Here is a 17788-nt window from a genome sequence, read left to right as displayed (position 1 = left end):
GTTATTTTCATTCATATATTCTTATTTTAGACTTATTAGTTTTTAGCGTATTCACAATGTGGGTACGCTTTTTCAATATCTCTTACATATTTATGAGTAGGGTCTGTTGACCACTACAGTCATGAGATAAGTGATGTGAAGAGCCTATATAAGTTTAGCGAAATGGCGCGTGTACCGACGCATTTAAGCTTTGGTAAACATAAAGGTGAGGCTATTGCAGATTTGACTACCCATTCTGATGGGGCTGGATATCTTAAGTGGCTACTAAAACAGGATACGGTTGATCCTTATTTAGCTGAAGCTTGCCAGCAAGCATTAGATTCCGTATAAATACACTGATGTAGTCAGTTTTATAGTCGAGCTATGCTGAAAATTTAGATCGATACTAGAAATAGTTAACGCTAAAGTAGATCAAGTTCTTATTGAAAATATAACTTATTAGGTAGTAAACCCCTCAATATTATGGTATTTAAAATATCATCAATATCTGCATATGCCATAGAACAATTTTACTCTGACAAATCGGAAAAGCTCTATATGCTATTATTCATATAGTATAGAGGGCTGGGGTATGAAATTTGCTTTTCTTAGGTGACGTTATTAATATCGGGGTTTGAAGGTGGAGAGTTCAGCGAAGAAGAAACAGGTAATATCTTACATACTGTCCCAAAAGATATTCAGAAAAGCGCCGAAAAAAGATTGTTTAATCTCAAAGATGCTTTGCTATGGGTGAATAAGCAGCGCAATCCACAATTTGAGCCTACACAAGGCAAACCATTCTTATTAGCAGATGTTACACATCTACATGCTTTAGTATCGCAAGGCTTAGATGAGGGGCATAACCCAGTCGGACAATTTAGAGACAACGAAAAATGGCAAAAGACCTATGTCGGTAATGCAGAGCATGGAGGGCGTTATCAGCCCCCAAAATGCCTTGAAGATATTGAATACCTATTACAAGCATGGATTGAATGGCTAAATAGCCCTACTATTATTAATCAGCATGTGATTATTAGGGCTAGTTTGGCTCATTACTATTTTGAGCTTATTCACCCTTTTTGGGACGGCAATGGTAGAACGGGTCGGTTGATTGAGATGTTAATATATGAGCAATCAGGATATAGACTGTCATCATCAGCTATATGGCAGTATTATCAAAAAAATATTCATGAATACTTTGCTTTATTTAATCATTGTCGTAAACAAGCTAAAAACAAAAAGGATCTGCCAAATACGCTATTTATTGATTTTGCGATGGATGGCATGCTGCAAACGATTAATGACTTACATGACCAGTCCAATCAACTGATTGGTTTTTTGCTGTATCAAGGTAGTTTGAATAATGCTAGGTTTAACAAAGCGATTTCTGAAAGACAGTTTAATGCCATTATGGTCATGATGGGCTTTAGTGATACTTATACCCCTGCTGCATTATTGCGTAATCCGCAAATCAAAGCTCTATATAGTAATCGCACGGAAAGAACCTTTTATAGAGATATAGAGTCCTTGATAGATGCAGGCTTTCTATTTGAACAAGATGGAAAACTGCTTTTAGCGATTTAAGAGAGCTTTTGAATATATAGGTGCTTCTAAGCGCAATACAAAGCTTATACTTTCAATTCAAATGATTAAGCGCGCAGCTTGCTGTGAATATGCGTGTAAAGTGTGCGATATTGGCTAATACGCATTTAACTGGATTTTTAGTTTGATTGACATTACCATTATCCATTGATATATTTAAGTTATCTGAGTCACCCCTTGAATAGTTATCAAGGATTGGTTGCTCAGACATTTTTATGTCTGTGAGTTGTGCCAACCTATTTATCAAATTAGGTAAAACTCAAATTGATAACAAACCTAAAAGCTCATTGACTTCACTATTATTAGCTTGATAAGATTCAGATAAGAAGTCTTGGTAATGGCTAGATCCGGAGAGCCGATCAAACGATTCGTTTGAGAAAGCATCCCCTAGAGCTGCCAAGGCTTCTTTTTTTGTGCTCATACTATTTAGAAACGCACGTTTATGCACGAAAAACGCACGTATAAATTGCTGATAATTGCGCGCGCGTAGTGATTAGCGAATTAATCCCATGCATTAGAATAGCAAGCACCATAGATAAGCATAATACTTGTAATCAAGTCTGTTTCATATAAGCAGCAAAATAACAGATTAGCGATAGTAAAATGTTGTACATACTGCTGTGCATACAATAATATTAATAACCACAACCCTTGTTAACAAAGGTTTTTAGCTTAAAGATTGAAGCGTGGTGGGCGCACCAATCATTGTATTTAGACATCACCTCGCATTACCTCAATTCCTCACAAGCCCTTATATACATGCCTATTTTTTTCTTTCTTGATTACTTGTTAGTAACTCTATGAGGTTCGCTCTTAAAACACAAAAAAGCCTTTCAAGCTTTATTCATATCCTGAAAGGCTTTTCCAATCACGAAATTTTATATAGGTGAGCGTTTCAAAGTTGGGGTTTAAATATTCACGAATAAACACTGCTGATCGCTAAAACTGTTTCAGACAAGGCACAAGTCGACGATAATGTTAATAACTTAGCGAGGCTTGCAACACAGTATGGGGCGGTTTTAGCATCAGCCTGAAAAGACAGGACTCTTTTTTGCCACTTCATTGTTAAAAACAGCCTCTGTCAGTGCCATGGTTGAATATCAAACAAACCCTAGTATTAACTTAGCCGAATAGTTTGTCAGGTCTTGGCTTTGACAATATAGGAATGTAAGTCGTACAGAATAAGGCAAAGCATAATATCCATGAGGTTTGCGCTATCATTAGCCAAATTAAATAATAGTCCATAGTGATAAGTGGCATAATCACTCGGAAGACGAACACCCCAATCATCAAGATGAACATCACTGGTACTGCCTTTGATGGCTGATGAATATTACGACCAGTATGACCTAAAGAGACGCGATCCATCATAGATAAAGTCATCATGCCGATGCCTGATAATGCTAGAGCATGTACAGCAATACTATGACTGAACCCAAACCAAGGCTGTAAGGCAAACAGGATAAAACTGCTACACATTCCCAAAAATGCTAAATATAGTGACCATAATAGTGGTTTTTTCCAAATACCATGATGATACCAGCCTAATAAACGAACGCCATTCACTAAAGCTACACCAAGCGCGCTGATGCTCAACAAGTATTTATCAGGATAAAAAATATCGCTAATCATAAAGATTAGAAAAGTAACTAAACTTAAGATATCAAGAGTTTTGCTGTTTTTAACTTTTATGGGTTCTGCATTAGCAGAGCTGATGCCACGCTCAATAAAGAACGGCACTACACGACGACCAATAGTAAGCACAAGCGCTATGATGAGATAAAGCCCTAAATAAATACCGACACGTACATAGTTCATGTCCCCGCTATAAATTCCCCAGTAGCATAGGCCATTGCCTACAGTTAACAGTCCTAACTTAGAAATAATGCCCATTTGCTTGTATTGTTTGACAGCCAACACGGCTTTAGTTATGACCCAAGTCATCGATACCATAAAAGCTAAGTCCCCTACTGCTGCCAACGCTAGCCAAAGATTTGAGCTACCCACACCCATTCCAACTAGCGCCCAGCCTATGCGAGCAAATCCCCAACATAGAAATATACCCAGTAGCCGATAGCCATACGGCATCATCATTCCTGTCCAAGTCTTGACCGCAGTCAATAAAAATCCAGCAATGACTGCTATCGTATAGCCATACAGCATCTCATGACCGTGCCAATACAGCGGATTGATAGCGTTAACGTCGATATTAGTCTTACCTGTAAACACGAATACCCATAGCAGCATTGTTAGTACTGCAAAGACGCCAGCTGCACTAAAAAATATACGAAAAGCAAGATTCAAAATAGCATGAGGTGAGGATGGTCGGTCTGCAGGTAATTGAATTTGGAGCATAGCAAGCGCCTTATGACAGGGTAAATTATAGATATCTGTTAACTATTTTTATTTCAGAGATAGCGCTTACTATGAACTTAAAGAGCTACCTAACATTATCAGTGAGTATATAAGGCCAACTACTTACTGACTACAACCTCAAAGACCTGAATAATAGTCTGATTTGGCTAAGTTTCACATTATGGTTGAACACAAAATAGGCTTAATCAAGTTGTTCAAAATCGTCGCCAATAAATATCGCAATCGTCGTCAGCGCTATGATCTTAGAATAAAGCTATTCGCTGGTGTTGTTAATTTCGAGCTTGGCCTATGACTTTTGCAAGAGGTCTATTGGAGACTGTTTTATTCGAGTTAAGAAGTTAGACCTAACAGGGTTAACTTCAAAGGTCAGTACACAACCATTCGTACTATATGTACGCTTAAATTAAATAACGACTACTCGATTGGTTTATCAAACAGTTTTGCAATAGGTTTGCTATGAATAGTAGAACTATTAAACATAGACTTATTACCCGCATCCCCTTCTGTCCAAAAGTTGATATTGAACTGGGCATCATCACTTAATTCTACGCGGTGCCAATATTGGGGCGGACTGACAGCAAATTGCCCTGCTTTGATTACAATGGTTTGTTCTGGCTCAGTAGTCGCCTCGTTAGCAAAACCATAAAAGGTGACCGTGCCTTGCATGACACAAATCTGACCAAATACGCCTTCTGCCGTGTTGTGATGGGTCAATAATGCTTTGGGAACTTTGTCCTTGGTAAAAAAGTGAGTAGAACGTTTTATTTTCCAGTGACTTGGGATTATTGATTGACTCATGATAGTTCCTTAGCTAATTAGATTCGTTCATTTTAGTCTTCGACTTAAGAGTGTCTTGCGACTCTCCTGCGACTCTAAGTATCAATCAATATATCAAATTGAGTCTACTTTTTAATCCTCATTAAGTAGTATGTAAAACAGGATCTATACTGCTTTCGCCTAATAGTAGCGTCTCCTACTTGTTGCTACATTGTCTCCCTTTAAACCAGCAAGTTTTATGGTGGAGGACACTTGTCATGCATGCAAAAGAGCTACTTGAGGTTGAACGTCGTGATATAAGAGCACTTCACTACACGTGGATTGCTTTTTTTCTTACCTTTTATGTCTGGTTCAATATGGCGCCGCTCGCAACGTCGATGCTACAGACTGAAAGCTACTTAACCTCTGATCATATTAAGTTATTTTTAATTGCCAATGTCGCTTTAACGATTCCTGGTCGTGTGGTGGTAGGAATGGCATTGGATCGTTTTGGTCCTCGGCGTGTATTCTCTATACTCATGGTGGTGATGGCGATACCGACGTGGTTTTTCGCTTTCGGTAACTCCGCCATGCAGCTATTCGTCGCGCGGTTGTTTATGTCTATCGTTGGCGCAGGTTTTGTGGTCGGTATACATATGACCGCATTGTGGTTTAAGCCCAAAGACATCGGCTTTGCCGAAGGGTTTTATGCTGGCTGGGGCAACTTTGGCTCCGCCGCCGCCGCGATTACCATCCCCACCGTTGCGCTACAGTTTTTTGGTGGTGAGGATGGATGGCGTTGGGCCATTGCATTATCTGGCTTGCTCATGGCAGCATATGGCGTTGCCTACTGGTTTTTGATAACCGATGGCCCTACAGAAGATACTCATAAAAAAGCCCGTAAAGCAGGCGCCTTAGAGGTGTCAAGTTGGCGAGATCTTTTACTATATTGTCTGTTTATCATTCCTTTATATGGCGTATTAGGCGTATTGGTTTACCGCACTCAAAACATGGGATTTCTGAGTGAGACAGGTGCGTGGGCTTTTTATATTCTGATCGCTGTTGTGGTTATCTACCAAATTTATAAGGCCATTAGCGTCAACGTGCCCATGCTCAAAGCGGGTATTCCTGAAGACGACAAATACCCCTTTACCTCTGTGGCTGCCCTCAATGTCACTTATTTCGCCAATTTTGGGGCAGAGCTAGCCGTGGTTTCCATGTTACCGATGTTTTTTGCAGCAACGTGGAAGCTTGACCCTACCGTAGCAGGTCTAGTGGCGTCGACTTTTGCTTTTGTGAATTTATGGGCACGACCGTTAGGGGGCTATATCTCCGATCGCGTCGGTAACCGTCGTTTGGTAATGTTGATATATATGTTCGGCATTGGTATCGGCTTTGGTCTGATGGGGTTACTGAATGCGGAGTGGCCATTATTTATTGCTGTGGTCTTCACCATTCTATGTTCAGTGTTTGTGCAAGGCGCAGAAGGCGCCACTTTCGGTATTATTCCGTCGATTAAACGACGCCTAACGGGTCAAATATCTGGTATGGCAGGGGCGTATGGTAACGTTGGGGCGGTATTTTACTTATTTGTCTTTACCTTGGTTGAACCAAATCAGTTCTTTTTTATTATTGCTATAGGAGCGTTTATTGCTTGGATACTTTGTTTTTTCTGGTTAAAAGAACCTGAAGGTGCTTTTGATGATGAATACAAAATGTCATCGGTAGATCGGCAGATGGCTGCCGAAGAAGGCTAATCTGATTAACCTGTATAAGGAAACCACCTCACTAGCAAGCTAGGTGGTTTTTTGGCATAGATAGAGGTGTATCGTTGCAAGTACGGACATTACCTAAAAGACCAATCTTTCATAACTGCTGTGTGGTCATCTATGATTGCTTAGACAAATGATTCACTGTCCATACCGCCGCTTCTACCCGTGTGCGCAGCCCTGTTTTATTGAGAATGTGCTTAACATGAACCTTGACGGTGGATTCTGCGATATTCAATTTATTGGCAATCATTTTGTTACTGAGTCCTTCAGCAATCATTTGAATCACCTGTAGTTCTCTACTCGTTAGATTGCCTGCAATGTCCTCAATACTGGGTGTACGCAACGTTTGTGCCAATATCGATGCAAGATTGGGACTGATGACCAGCTCTCCTCGCAACACTTTTCGAATATCAACGATAATTAACTCAGGTTCCATGTCTTTTAATAAGTAGCCATCGACGCCCAACTTTAAGGCCTCTTGTACATCTTCACCGCTGTCAGAAACCGTGAACAAGACGATCTTGATATTGATATTTCTTGCTTTGATTTCTCTTAATGTTTCGATACCAGTGAGTACTGGCATTTTATGGTCAAGTATCACCAAATCCACTTCATCGTTTTCTAAAAAGGTCAATGCTTCTTGACCATTGCTGGCTTCACCCACGACTTTGACATCGCTCTCAAGACTTAATAGTTCAAATATACCGCGGCGTAGCATAGGATGGTCGTCCACCAATAACAACCGAGCAGGAGAAGTGCTGGTATAAACTTTAGTACTCATAACATACTCACAAATTAAAAAATGGTGTAAAAATTTCATTATTCAAAATCAGACCACAACACACTTAAAAATAACAAGCCAATCATCCAAAATTATTGTTTTGTTAGGGGCTGTATAGAATTCACAAATAAGCATCTTTGTTGCTATCTTCATCAAAAAAGTTGGGTTCAAATCTGACCGTGATGATGGTGCCTCGCGGCTGATTTTCAGTCACGATTAGCTCGCCACCGATGTTATGAGCGCGCTCATTCATAATCATTAAACCGTGGTGCTGTGTTTGATCGACACTACCTGACATGCCGATACCATCATCAATGATGCTCATAGCGATGTGCTTATCGTCCTCTTCATAACCGAGATGAATCTCTACGTGTTGTGCTTGGGCATGGCGGCTGATATTTGACAGGGCTTCTCTGGCAATTTGAATCAAATCTATCTGTTCAGTGGCACTCAGATTGAGCGTCATAATGTGATTGTGTACCGCCATATCAAAGTTACCCTTCAAGGCAAACTCGCTAGCGGCGTCATGTAATGCTTCATCAAAACTGTCGGTATCAATAGTCAGGCGAAAAGTGACCAATAAATCTCTTAACTGCTGATAAGCTGATCCCAGTCCCGTTTTTATCTGCTCAATATTTTGATAGATAGGCGCTTGTACTGGCTCGCTGCCAGCATTTTTAAGATGCCTTTCTAAAACACTCACTTGGATTTTTAGATAAGACAACGACTGCGCTAAAGAGTCATGCAATTCTCTAGCAATGGTCGAGCGCTCTTCGAGCAAAATAAGCTGATGCTCTTGCTGTCTTTGCTTGCGCAGCGATAGTGCGGCACTGATTAAATTGGTCAATGCAACGATTAATTCGTTGTTTTGTGCATCTAATTCCGTACTCAAAAACAGAAAAGCACTTTCCTCTTCTGTCATTTTAATGCGCTGTGATGGCGATATGTCACTCTTGTTATCGGATATAAAAGAGCTACTCATCGCTAGGGCTGACTTCGGTCTGACGCGCAACTCACCAAACTCTTCTTGTTGATGGCTAATAGGATAAGACTTGGTGAGCTCGCCATTTTTGGTTACACAGTTATCGCAATTGAGCTTTTTGCACAGCTCTTTCATTTTTTCGCCATGAAGAACGATGGCGTTTTTTTGGGTGATATATTTATTCTGTATACACAGCGTAAATTCTAAATGTGGAAAGGTTTTGCTGAAATCGGCAATCAACGCATCGAGCCGATATAAGCTCACTTGATTGGTAGTGATAGATTTTGAAAAGTCATAAAACAGTGACAGTACTTGATTGGCTTTTACCAAATGCTGGGTTTTTATCTGCACTTCATTTTCAAGCGAGCGCTGAGAAGTCTCAATCGTACTCGCCATTTCATTAAAAGAGCTGCCAAGCGTCTCAAACTCTCTATAACCGGTAATAAATACTCTGGTGTCGCACTTGCCTTCCTTAAATCGATTATTGGCTTTAATCAGTTGCTGAATAGGCATTAGTACCGATTGATGTAATCTACGCATGCCAATGAGCATAATAATGATGGTTAGTATCAATGAGAGCATTTGCAAATTTTGCTGCCATGTCTGCCGCTGCTCATTTCTGTACTGTAGGTCACCAACAAAGCGATTTACATCTTCGATATACTGCGCTGAGACGCCATAAAATCCTTGCTTGTCTTGTGCTAATAACGCAGGCTTTAGGTCGCGAAACCACTGGGATTTGATTTGACTCAGCTCATGGTTAATAAGTGTATGTCTATTGGCACTCGTTAGCTGATACGCCTGTAACTCTTCAAGCCGGCTTTCCATGTCTTCAATAAGAATATCTACTTTTTCAGCGGTGTCTTTATCAGAAAAGTCTAATCTGTCTTGTTGTCCTGCCTGCTTGTCACTTTGATTCTCTAAACCACTCTGTTTAATACTGAGGTTTGAGCTAAAAGGATCATCTGCCTCAAAATCAGTCGCTATCTGAAGGCTAATACGATATGTCGCCATTCGAATCGAGCCTGCAATATTAATCGCTTCGGCATCTGATTTTGCTATCCAAGCGAGTACCCCACTACCAACCGCTGACATGAAACATAAAACAAAGATTATGAGAATCGTAATCAAAGCATGAAGGAACAAAGATCGTCTTCGTAGACTATACATAATTAATCACGTTCACCCATCAAAAACTCGTTTTTGAAAACCTCACACTTAAAACTTTGAAGACCATGGTTTTGAGTATAAAGGGATTGAAACATCAACCCATCACTAATAAATCTGCCTGCCATATACTCCTTTTAGTCATCAGTATACCACTATGTATTAATACTACTCATGACGTTAACAAAGTACTGTAAATCACTATTTGTTATGCATCCATCAAGTGATGGTTAGCATTAATTCGTAATCGTAGGCGCGCTTTTTTATCATTTGTAATAAAAGCGACGGCGTACCGCAATTTTTATAGCTGCTTAACGATATAAAAATATCAATAATAACTAAGCACAAACGATATTAAGTGAGGAATAGTATGGGCAATGATTACAACTTCAAAGGTGGTAAGCTCATTACTGACTGGCGTCCTGAAATAAAAGAGTTCTGGGAAGGTGGCGGCAAAAAAGTCGCTACCCGAAATTTATGGATATCTATCCCATCATTATTACTGGCATTTGCAGTATGGATGGTATGGAGCGCGGTCATCGTTCGCCTACCAGAGGTCGGCTTTGACTTTGATGCCGGACAGCTATTTTGGTTGGCAGCGTTGCCAGGTCTATCGGGGGCAACACTGCGGATTTTTTATTCCTTTATGGTGCCTATTTTTGGTGGACGTCGTTGGACAGCGATTTCTACGGCATCGTTACTCATCCCAGCACTATGGATGGGGTTTGCTGTACAAAATCCTGATACGCCGTTTATGATATTTGCCATTATTGCGCTACTTTGCGGCTTTGGTGGGGGAAATTTTGCGTCATCCATGTCTAACATCTCTTTTTTCTATCCCAAAGCGGAGCAAGGCACTGCGCTTGGCCTGAATGCAGGTCTTGGCAATCTAGGTGTATCTGTGATGCAGTTCGTCGTTCCAGTCATCATACTGGTGGCGGCATTTGGTAGTTTGGGCGGCGATCCACAGGTATCAGATACTGGTAAATTGTTTTATCTACAAAACGCCGGCTTTATCTGGGTACCATTTATCTTATTATTTTCAGTGCTGGCTTGGTTTGGGATGAATGACATCTCCACTGCTAAAGCTTCTTTTAAAGATCAGTCGGTTATCTTTAAACGCAAACACAACTGGATCATGTGTATTCTTTACATGGCAACGTTTGGCTCATTTATTGGATTTTCAGCGGCGTTTCCAATGTTGATTAAAAACTCATTCCCAGCCATTGATGCCCTCAAATTTGCTTTTTTAGGGCCGCTGGTTGGGGCGTTATTTCGTCCAATAGGAGGCTGGATTTCTGATAAAGTTGGCGGTGCTAAAGTGACGCTTTGGAACTATGTGGTGATGGTATTAGCAGTCTTGGCTGTGATGTACTTCTTGCCAAGTGAAACCAGTGAAGGCAGTTTCGTTGGTTACTTTATCTCCTTTATGGTGTTATTTATCACCACGGGTATCGGTAACGGCTCTACCTTTACCATGATTCCAGTTATTTTTAGAACCTTTCACGAACGCCTTGAGCCTGAAAAAGCAGGGACAGAGCCGCTATTTATTGAAATACGTAAAGAGTCAGCGGCGGTGGTTGGATTCACCTCAGCAATCGCCGCTTATGGCGCGTTCTTTGTACCAAAAATGTTCGGCTCAGGACTGGGTATTGACGGTACTTTTATCACTTTGATTATCTTTTATGTGCTCTGCATTGTGTTGACTTGGTGGTATTACAGCCGTTCTAACGCTGAGATTCCTTGTTAATACACTTCTTTTAAATAAACCGTCACTCATCCTTTTAACCGTGCTACTTGCTGATGTAAGTAGCACTTTTTTTGTCTTAAATATTATTTTAAATATTGGGTGCTGCTTTTTTGCTTATTAATTATTAGTACTCATTGGCTCTTAACAATGTTTTTAAGAAGATTTGAGTTTTAGCAGCTACTACTAAGGTGGTAGTGCTCTGCTCATGTTAGCTAATAGTAAGAGCATGATGGCTTAATTAAAATAACACCATCGAAAAATATTTACAGCTTGGGCAAAGGGTTATTTGTACCGCGCCATTTAGCTTTAGATACACCATAGGCAATAATACAGAGGATAGCGAAATGAGCCATTTACTCGACCAGTTCCGTTTTTTTAAGCGTAAAAAGGGTGAGTTCGCCGATGGACACGGCGAGACCCGTGATGAGTCGCGTGATTGGGAAAATGTTTATCGCAGCCGTTGGCAATATGACAAGGTCGTGCGTTCAACGCATGGTGTCAACTGTACCGGCTCTTGTTCATGGAAAATCTACGTCAAAAACGGCTTGGTCACGTGGGAAACTCAGCAAACCGACTATCCAGAAACACGCCCAGACCTACCAAATCACGAACCACGTGGCTGCCCTCGTGGCGCAAGCTATAGCTGGTATATGTACTCTGCCAACCGTGTTAAATATCCTAAGGTTCGTAAGCCGCTACTCAAATTATGGCGCGAAGCCAAAGCGCAGTATCCTGACCCAGTGGATGCTTGGGGCAGTATTGTCCAAGACTCTATCAAAGCGGAACAGTATAAGTCCAAGCGTGGTTTGGGTGGTTTTATCCGCTCGACATGGAGCGAGGTCAATGAAATCATCGCCGCCAGTAACGTCTATACCGCCAAAACCTTTGGTCCTGATCGTATTGTTGGCTTCTCTCCGATTCCTGCCATGTCTATGGTCAGTTACGCGGCTGGTAGTCGTTATTTGTCTCTTATTGGTGGTGTCTGCTTATCATTTTATGACTGGTACTGTGACTTGCCACCCGCCTCGCCCATGGTTTGGGGCGAGCAGACTGACGTACCAGAATCAGCGGATTGGTACAACTCTGATTATATTATTGCGTGGGGTTCAAACGTTCCGCAAACGCGTACACCTGATGCGCATTTCTTTACCGAAGTTCGTTATAAAGGTACCAAAACTGTCTCTATCACTCCTGACTATGCTGAAGTATCTAAACTAACCGACTTATGGCTCAACCCTAAGCAAGGGACTGATGCCGCCGTGGCTCAAGCCTTTTGTCACGTCATTATCAAAGAGTTTTATCTCAAGCAGCCAAGCGATTACTTCTTAGACTATGCCAAACGCTACACCGATTTACCCGTTCTAGTTATGCTAGAAGGTGAAGAAGGCGCACGCCATGCTGGTCGCTATCTGCGTGCTTCTGACTTAATTGATAACTTAGGACAAGAGAACAACCCTGAATGGAAAACGATTGGTCTAAACAGCGATGGTGAACTGGTTTCTCCCCTTGGTTCTATCGGTTATCGCTGGGGTGAAAAAGGCAAATGGAACCTTGAGCAAAAAAATGGTACGACAGGCGCAGACATTGACTTGACATTGACTTTAAAAGACAGCAATGAAACCTGCATAGTTGGCTTTGATTACTTTGGTCATGTTGAACACCCACATTTCGCTTCAGTACCAGGCGAAGCCGTACAACAAAAAACCGTACCTTGTAAAACCATCACCCTTGCCGATGGTACCACTGCTATCGTCGCCACTGTATTTGATTTAACCGTTGCCAACCTTGGTGTGGATAATGGTGTTGGCGGCGAGCATGTCACCGATGACTATAACGACGCTACGGTACCAGGCACCCCTGCTTGGCAAGAAGTGATTACTGGTCTGAGCCGTGAACGTGTCATCCAAGTAGCTCGTGAGTTTGCAGAAAACGCCCATAAAACCCATGGTAAATCGATGATTATCATCGGCGCTGGTATGAATCACTGGTATCACCTCGATATGAACTATCGCGGCGTGATCAACATGCTCATGCTTTGTGGCTGTATCGGTAAATCTGGTGGCGGCTGGGCGCATTATGTTGGTCAAGAAAAACTGCGTCCACAAACAGGCTGGTTACCTCTTGCCTTTGCACTCGACTGGATGCGTCCACCACGCCAGATGGCTGGTACTAGCTTTTTCTATGCGCACAGCTCACAGTGGCGTCATGAGACTATTTCTGCCCATGAAATACTCTCGCCACTCGTCAATAAGAAATTCTTCCCAGAACATATGCTGGACTACAACATTCAGGCAGAGCGCGCAGGCTGGCTTCCTTCTGCTCCGCAATTAAACTGCAACCCATTAACTATCGCTGCTAAAGCCAAAGCAAGTGGTAAAGACGTGGCAGAGTATGTCGTCGATTCTCTTGAAGATGGCAGCATCCGCTTTGCTTGTGAATCTCCAGACAACCCAGACAACTTCCCACGCAATATGTTTATCTGGCGCTCAAACCTATTGGGCTCATCAGGTAAAGGCCATGAATATATGCTCAAGTACTTCTTGGGTACCAAAAATGGCTTGCTCAATGAAGAAAATGCCGCAGGTCACCTGCAACCGAAAGAAGTGGATTGGGTAGAAAAAGGCCCTACTGGTAAATTGGACTTGGTTGTCACGTTAGACTTCCGTATGTCTTCTACCTGCATGTATTCAGATATCGCGCTACCGACAGCGACATGGTATGAAAAAGACGACATGAACACATCAGACATGCACCCCTTTATCCATCCACTTACTGCCGCGACCGACCCTGCTTGGGAATCTAAAACGGATTGGGAAATCTATAAAGGCATTGCCAAGAGCTTCTCTGATATCTCAAAAGGTCACCTCGGTGTTGAGACTGATGTCGTCACCTTGCCGATGCAACATGACACCCCAGGTGAGTTGGCGCAGCCATTCGGTGGTACTGACTGGAAAACGGCTGGCGAAAAACCAGTACCCGGCAAAAACTGCCCGATGATCTTGACCGTTGAGCGCGACTACCCGAACACTTATGCCAAATTCACCTCCCTTGGTACTGCTCTAGAAAAACTAGGCAACGGCTCAAAAGGCTTGAACTGGGATATGAAAACCGAGGTCAAACAACTGGGTGATTTAAACCACCGTGTGACTGAGCCGGGCATCTCTGAAGGCAGGCCGCGTCTAAATACTGCTATTAATGCGTCTGAAATGATTTTGATGCTGGCGCCTGAAACCAATGGTCATGTAGCCGTAAAAGGGTGGGAAGCATTGTCTGAATTTACTGGACGCGAGCATGCCCATCTTGCCAAATCTAGCGAACACGAAAAAATTCGTTTTAAAGACATCGTCGCGCAGCCTCGCAAAATTATTTCAAGCCCAACATGGTCAGGGATTGAGTCTGATAAAGTGAGTTATAACGCCGGTTATACCAACGTCCATGAGCTCATTCCTTGGCGTACGCTGACTGGTCGTCAGCAGTTTTATCAAGATCATCCTTGGATGCAAGCGTTTGGTGAGCAGATGCAGCAGTATCGTCCACCTATCGATACCAAGACTACTGCGATGGTAAAAGATGCCAAGCCGAACGGTAATAAAGAGATTGTACTGAATTTTTTAACACCGCATCAAAAATGGGGTATTCACAGTACCTACTCTGAAAACTTATTGATGCTGACGTTGAGCCGCGGTGGACCTTGCGTTTGGATGTCAGAAGTTGATGCCGCAAAAGCCGGTATCGTCGATAACGACTGGATTGAGCTATTTAATGCCAATGGCGCGCTCACCGCTCGTGCCATCGTCAGCCAGCGAGTCAAAGAAGGCATGACCATGATGTATCACGCTCAAGAAAAACTGGTCAATATTCCAGGCTCTGAGCAAACCGGTACGCGTGGCGGTATTCATAACTCAATGACCCGGACTATCTTGAAACCGACGCATATGATTGGCAGCTATGCCCAGCAATCTTATGGCTTTAATTACTATGGCACTGTGGGTTGTAACCGTGATGAATTTGTCGTGATTCGTAAGATGTCAAAAATCGACTGGCTAGAAGATAAGCCAGATAACGAATTACCGCATCCATTACCAACCACCATTGAGGATTAAAGCGTTTTCTTCTCCTGAAAATACGTCGTTTTAGAATTTATTTTTTTAAACAATATCTTTTAAAACGACCTCGATGAAGAACAAAGAGCTGCTTTTTCTACTAATATTTGGAGCACAGATCCATGAAAATTCGTTCGCAAGTCGGCATGGTGCTTAACCTTGATAAATGTATCGGTTGTCATACCTGCTCAGTCACCTGTAAAAACGTCTGGACCAGCCGTGAAGGTATGGAATATGCCTGGTTTAACAACGTTGAGTCAAAGCCCGGTATTGGCTACCCCAAAGAGTGGGAAAACCAAACCAAATGGAAAGGCGGTTGGATACGTAACGCCAATGGCACCATAAATCCACGCATCGGTGGTAAATTCAGAGTATTAGCAAACATTTTTGCCAACCCTGACTTGCCAGAAATCGATGATTATTACGAACCGTTTGATTTTGATTATCAGCATCTTCATACCGCGCCTATCAGTACCCATCAGCCTATCGCCCGCCCGCGTTCAGCCATCACTGGCAAGCGAATGCAAAAGATTGAATGGGGTCCTAACTGGGAAGAGATTCTAGGAACGGAGTTTGAAAAGCGTCGTAAAGATAAAAACTTTGACAACATTCAAGCGGATATCTACGGAGAGTATGAAAACACCTTCATGATGTATTTGCCGCGTCTGTGCGAGCATTGCTTGAACCCAACTTGCGTAGCGTCTTGTCCTAGTGGCGCTATCTACAAGCGCGAAGAGGATGGCATTGTCTTGATTGACCAAGAAAAATGTCGTGGCTGGCGCATGTGTATCTCAGGCTGTCCTTATAAAAAGATTTACTACAACTGGAAATCCGGCAAATCTGAAAAATGTATCTTCTGTTATCCACGTATCGAAGCTGGCTTACCGACTGTCTGCTCAGAAACCTGTGTTGGCCGTATCCGTTATTTAGGCGTATTACTATATGACGCTGACAAAATCGCCGCAGCAGCTAGTACGCCAAATGAAAAAGATATTTATCCCGCGCAATTAGACTTATTTTTAGATCCTAATGATCCTGTCGTTATTGCTCAAGCGCTAAAAGACGGCGTACCGCAGTCAGTCATTGATTCTGCTCAGCGCTCGCCAGTATATAAGCTAGCGGTGGATTGGAAGCTTGCGCTACCGTTACATCCTGAATACCGTACGCTACCAATGGTTTGGTATGTACCACCATTATCACCGATTCAAAATGCTGCTGAAGCGGGCAAAGTCGGTATGGATGGGCTCATTCCAGATGTCGACAGCTTACGTATTCCGCTACGTTATTTAGCCAATCTCTTGACCGCAGGTGATGAAGAGCCCGTTCGTCTTGCGTTAAAACGTCTGCTGGCGATGCGTAGCTACAAGCGTATGCAACTGGTGGAAAAGCAAGAAGTTCAAAGCATTTTAGATGACGTCGGTTTGACCAAGCTTCAGGTTGAAGAGATGTATCGTTATCTCGCTATCGCCAACTACGAAGACCGCTTTGTCATTCCCACTGCCCATCGTGAAGAAGCCTTGAGTGATGCTTTTGCTGAGCGTGGCGGCTGCGGCTTTACCTTTGGCGAAGGCTGTTCAGGCACTTCTGATAATAGTATGTTCGGACAACGCAAAACCAATCGCCGCGATTTCATTGATACCGTACAAAAGTGGGAGTCTTAACATGCAAACTACTCAACTTGGTCATAACTATTCAGTAGATGAGCCTATTGCCCCACCCCTCATTGGCGCATCGGACTTAAAGCTTCTAAAGGTACTGAGCTTACTCATTGACTATCCAGATAATGAGCTGTTTTTGGGTGATACCTTTGCGGATTGTACAGAGATTGTCGCTAGATCAACCATTATCAGCCCAGCAGTGCGTCAACAAATCATCGACTTGATTGAAGACTTAATCGATACCGGATCGCTTGAGGCGCAAGCACGTTATGACGGGCTGTTTGAGCGTGGTCGGTCTTTATCACTTTGGTTGTTTGAACATGTGCATGGCGAGTCACGTGATCGCGGTCAAGCCATGGTTGATTTGATGGGTCAGTATGAAGAAGCTGGCTTTGAGATTAGCGTGAAAGAGCTGCCCGACTATTTGCCTTTATATCTTGAGTTTTTAGCGTATCAAGCAACGGTTATCGACGATGATATTCAGATTCGTATGGATATCGCTGATGTCAGCCACATCATTGCATTACTTGCTGCCAGACTCGAACACCGCGGCAGTATGTATAAAGGCTGCTTTAATGCGCTATTGCAGATTGCTGGTAAGCCTCTTGATATGGTCGAAGAGTATCAAGAAAAAATCAGCAAAGAGAAGCCTGATGACAGCTTTGAAGCATTAGACAAAGAATGGGAAGAAGAAGTGGTCACGTTTTTGGATGCGCAACAAGAAGAGCGTTGCTCCTCGCAGACCAGCACCCAAAGTCTGGCGGCAAAAGCGGGTGTTAGAACGGCCCTCACTAAAAACACTGTCGACGCCCCTGTGCACTGGGTGGACTTTAAAACCAACCAATCGGTTAAATCATAATAA

At 42.6% G+C, this 17788-nt stretch carries 10 protein-coding genes and 1 pseudogene; 7 read left to right on the top strand and 4 right to left on the bottom strand.

Annotated elements, in window-relative coordinates:
* Positions 1-162 precede the first annotated feature (162 nt).
* The gene (locus M917_RS14045) at positions 163-330 is read left to right on the top strand and encodes an Exonuclease, RNase T and DNA polymerase III (RefSeq protein ID WP_021814602.1); all 168 of its coding nucleotides are present in this window, start codon (positions 163-165) and stop codon (positions 328-330) included.
* Positions 331-615: 285 nt separating this feature from the next.
* A pseudogene (locus M917_RS09485) lies at positions 616-1563 on the top strand (Fic family protein); the annotation flags it as partial.
* A 1140-nt stretch (positions 1564-2703) separates the two neighbouring features.
* On the opposite strand, the gene M917_RS09480 reads toward M917_RS09485, so the two are convergent.
* Together M917_RS09480 and M917_RS09475 are read right to left on the bottom strand one after the other, a co-directional pair.
* On the bottom strand, positions 2704-3936 hold the full coding sequence (locus tag M917_RS09480) for an NnrS family protein (protein ID WP_021814598.1): 1233 nt from the start codon (positions 3934-3936) through the stop codon (positions 2704-2706).
* Positions 3937-4371: 435 nt separating this feature from the next.
* Positions 4372-4755: a DUF1971 domain-containing protein gene (locus M917_RS09475; RefSeq protein ID WP_021814596.1), complete on the bottom strand. Its 384-nt coding sequence runs from the start codon at positions 4753-4755 to the stop codon at positions 4372-4374.
* A gap of 236 nt (positions 4756-4991) precedes the next feature.
* On the opposite strand from M917_RS09475, the gene M917_RS09470 reads away from it, so the two are divergent.
* Positions 4992-6470 carry an MFS transporter gene (locus M917_RS09470; protein WP_021814595.1) on the top strand — a complete coding sequence of 493 codons (1479 nt, stop codon included), beginning with the start codon at positions 4992-4994 and terminating at the stop codon, positions 6468-6470.
* Between the two features lie 130 nt (positions 6471-6600).
* Here the strand turns inward: M917_RS09470 and narL are convergent, their stop codons facing one another.
* Together narL and M917_RS09460 are read right to left on the bottom strand one after the other, a co-directional pair.
* A complete protein-coding gene (narL, locus tag M917_RS09465) occupies positions 6601-7266 on the bottom strand; it encodes a two-component system response regulator NarL (protein WP_021814594.1) in 666 nt (221 codons plus the stop codon).
* A gap of 121 nt (positions 7267-7387) precedes the next feature.
* A complete protein-coding gene (locus M917_RS09460) occupies positions 7388-9343 on the bottom strand; it encodes a histidine kinase (protein WP_021814593.1) in 1956 nt (651 codons plus the stop codon).
* 442 nt (positions 9344-9785) lie between these two features.
* Between M917_RS09460 and M917_RS09455 the strand changes: the two genes are divergently transcribed.
* The 4 genes from M917_RS09455 to narJ all read left to right on the top strand — a co-directional run bounded on the left by M917_RS09455 (position 9786) and on the right by narJ (position 17785).
* Entirely contained in the window at positions 9786-11165 is a 1380-nt protein-coding gene (locus M917_RS09455; RefSeq protein WP_021814591.1) for a NarK family nitrate/nitrite MFS transporter, read from the top strand.
* Between the two features lie 344 nt (positions 11166-11509).
* Entirely contained in the window at positions 11510-15268 is a 3759-nt protein-coding gene (locus tag M917_RS09450; protein ID WP_021814590.1) for a nitrate reductase subunit alpha, read from the top strand.
* Between the two features lie 122 nt (positions 15269-15390).
* Positions 15391-16929 (top strand): nitrate reductase subunit beta, encoded by a 1539-nt coding sequence (gene narH, locus M917_RS09445; protein WP_021814589.1) that lies wholly within the window; start codon positions 15391-15393, stop codon positions 16927-16929.
* 1 nt (position 16930) lies between these two features.
* Positions 16931-17785 (top strand): nitrate reductase molybdenum cofactor assembly chaperone, encoded by an 855-nt coding sequence (gene narJ / locus M917_RS09440; protein ID WP_021814588.1) that lies wholly within the window; start codon positions 16931-16933, stop codon positions 17783-17785.
* Positions 17786-17788 lie beyond the last annotated feature (3 nt).

Origin of the sequence: Psychrobacter aquaticus CMS 56, assembly GCF_000471625.1 — a bacterium.
In the GTDB taxonomy this organism is placed as follows: domain Bacteria; phylum Pseudomonadota; class Gammaproteobacteria; order Pseudomonadales; family Moraxellaceae; genus Psychrobacter; species Psychrobacter aquaticus.
The sequence above is the reverse complement of the archived record's forward strand: the minus strand, read 5'-3'. Positions and strand labels throughout refer to the sequence as shown.

Coding starts and splice junctions, on each gene's coding strand:
- M917_RS14045 (WP_021814602.1), top strand. CDS start 163: ATGGCGCGTGTACCGACGCATTTAAGCTTTGGTAAACATAAAGGTGAG.
- M917_RS09480 (WP_021814598.1), bottom strand. CDS start 3,936: ATGCTCCAAATTCAATTACCTGCAGACCGACCATCCTCACCTCATGCT.
- M917_RS09475 (WP_021814596.1), bottom strand. CDS start 4,755: ATGAGTCAATCAATAATCCCAAGTCACTGGAAAATAAAACGTTCTACT.
- M917_RS09470 (WP_021814595.1), top strand. CDS start 4,992: ATGCATGCAAAAGAGCTACTTGAGGTTGAACGTCGTGATATAAGAGCA.
- narL (WP_021814594.1), bottom strand. CDS start 7,266: ATGAGTACTAAAGTTTATACCAGCACTTCTCCTGCTCGGTTGTTATTG.
- M917_RS09460 (WP_021814593.1), bottom strand. CDS start 9,343: ATGTCAGCGGTTGGTAGTGGGGTACTCGCTTGGATAGCAAAATCAGAT.
- M917_RS09455 (WP_021814591.1), top strand. CDS start 9,786: ATGGGCAATGATTACAACTTCAAAGGTGGTAAGCTCATTACTGACTGG.
- M917_RS09450 (WP_021814590.1), top strand. CDS start 11,510: ATGAGCCATTTACTCGACCAGTTCCGTTTTTTTAAGCGTAAAAAGGGT.
- narH (WP_021814589.1), top strand. CDS start 15,391: ATGAAAATTCGTTCGCAAGTCGGCATGGTGCTTAACCTTGATAAATGT.
- narJ (WP_021814588.1), top strand. CDS start 16,931: ATGCAAACTACTCAACTTGGTCATAACTATTCAGTAGATGAGCCTATT.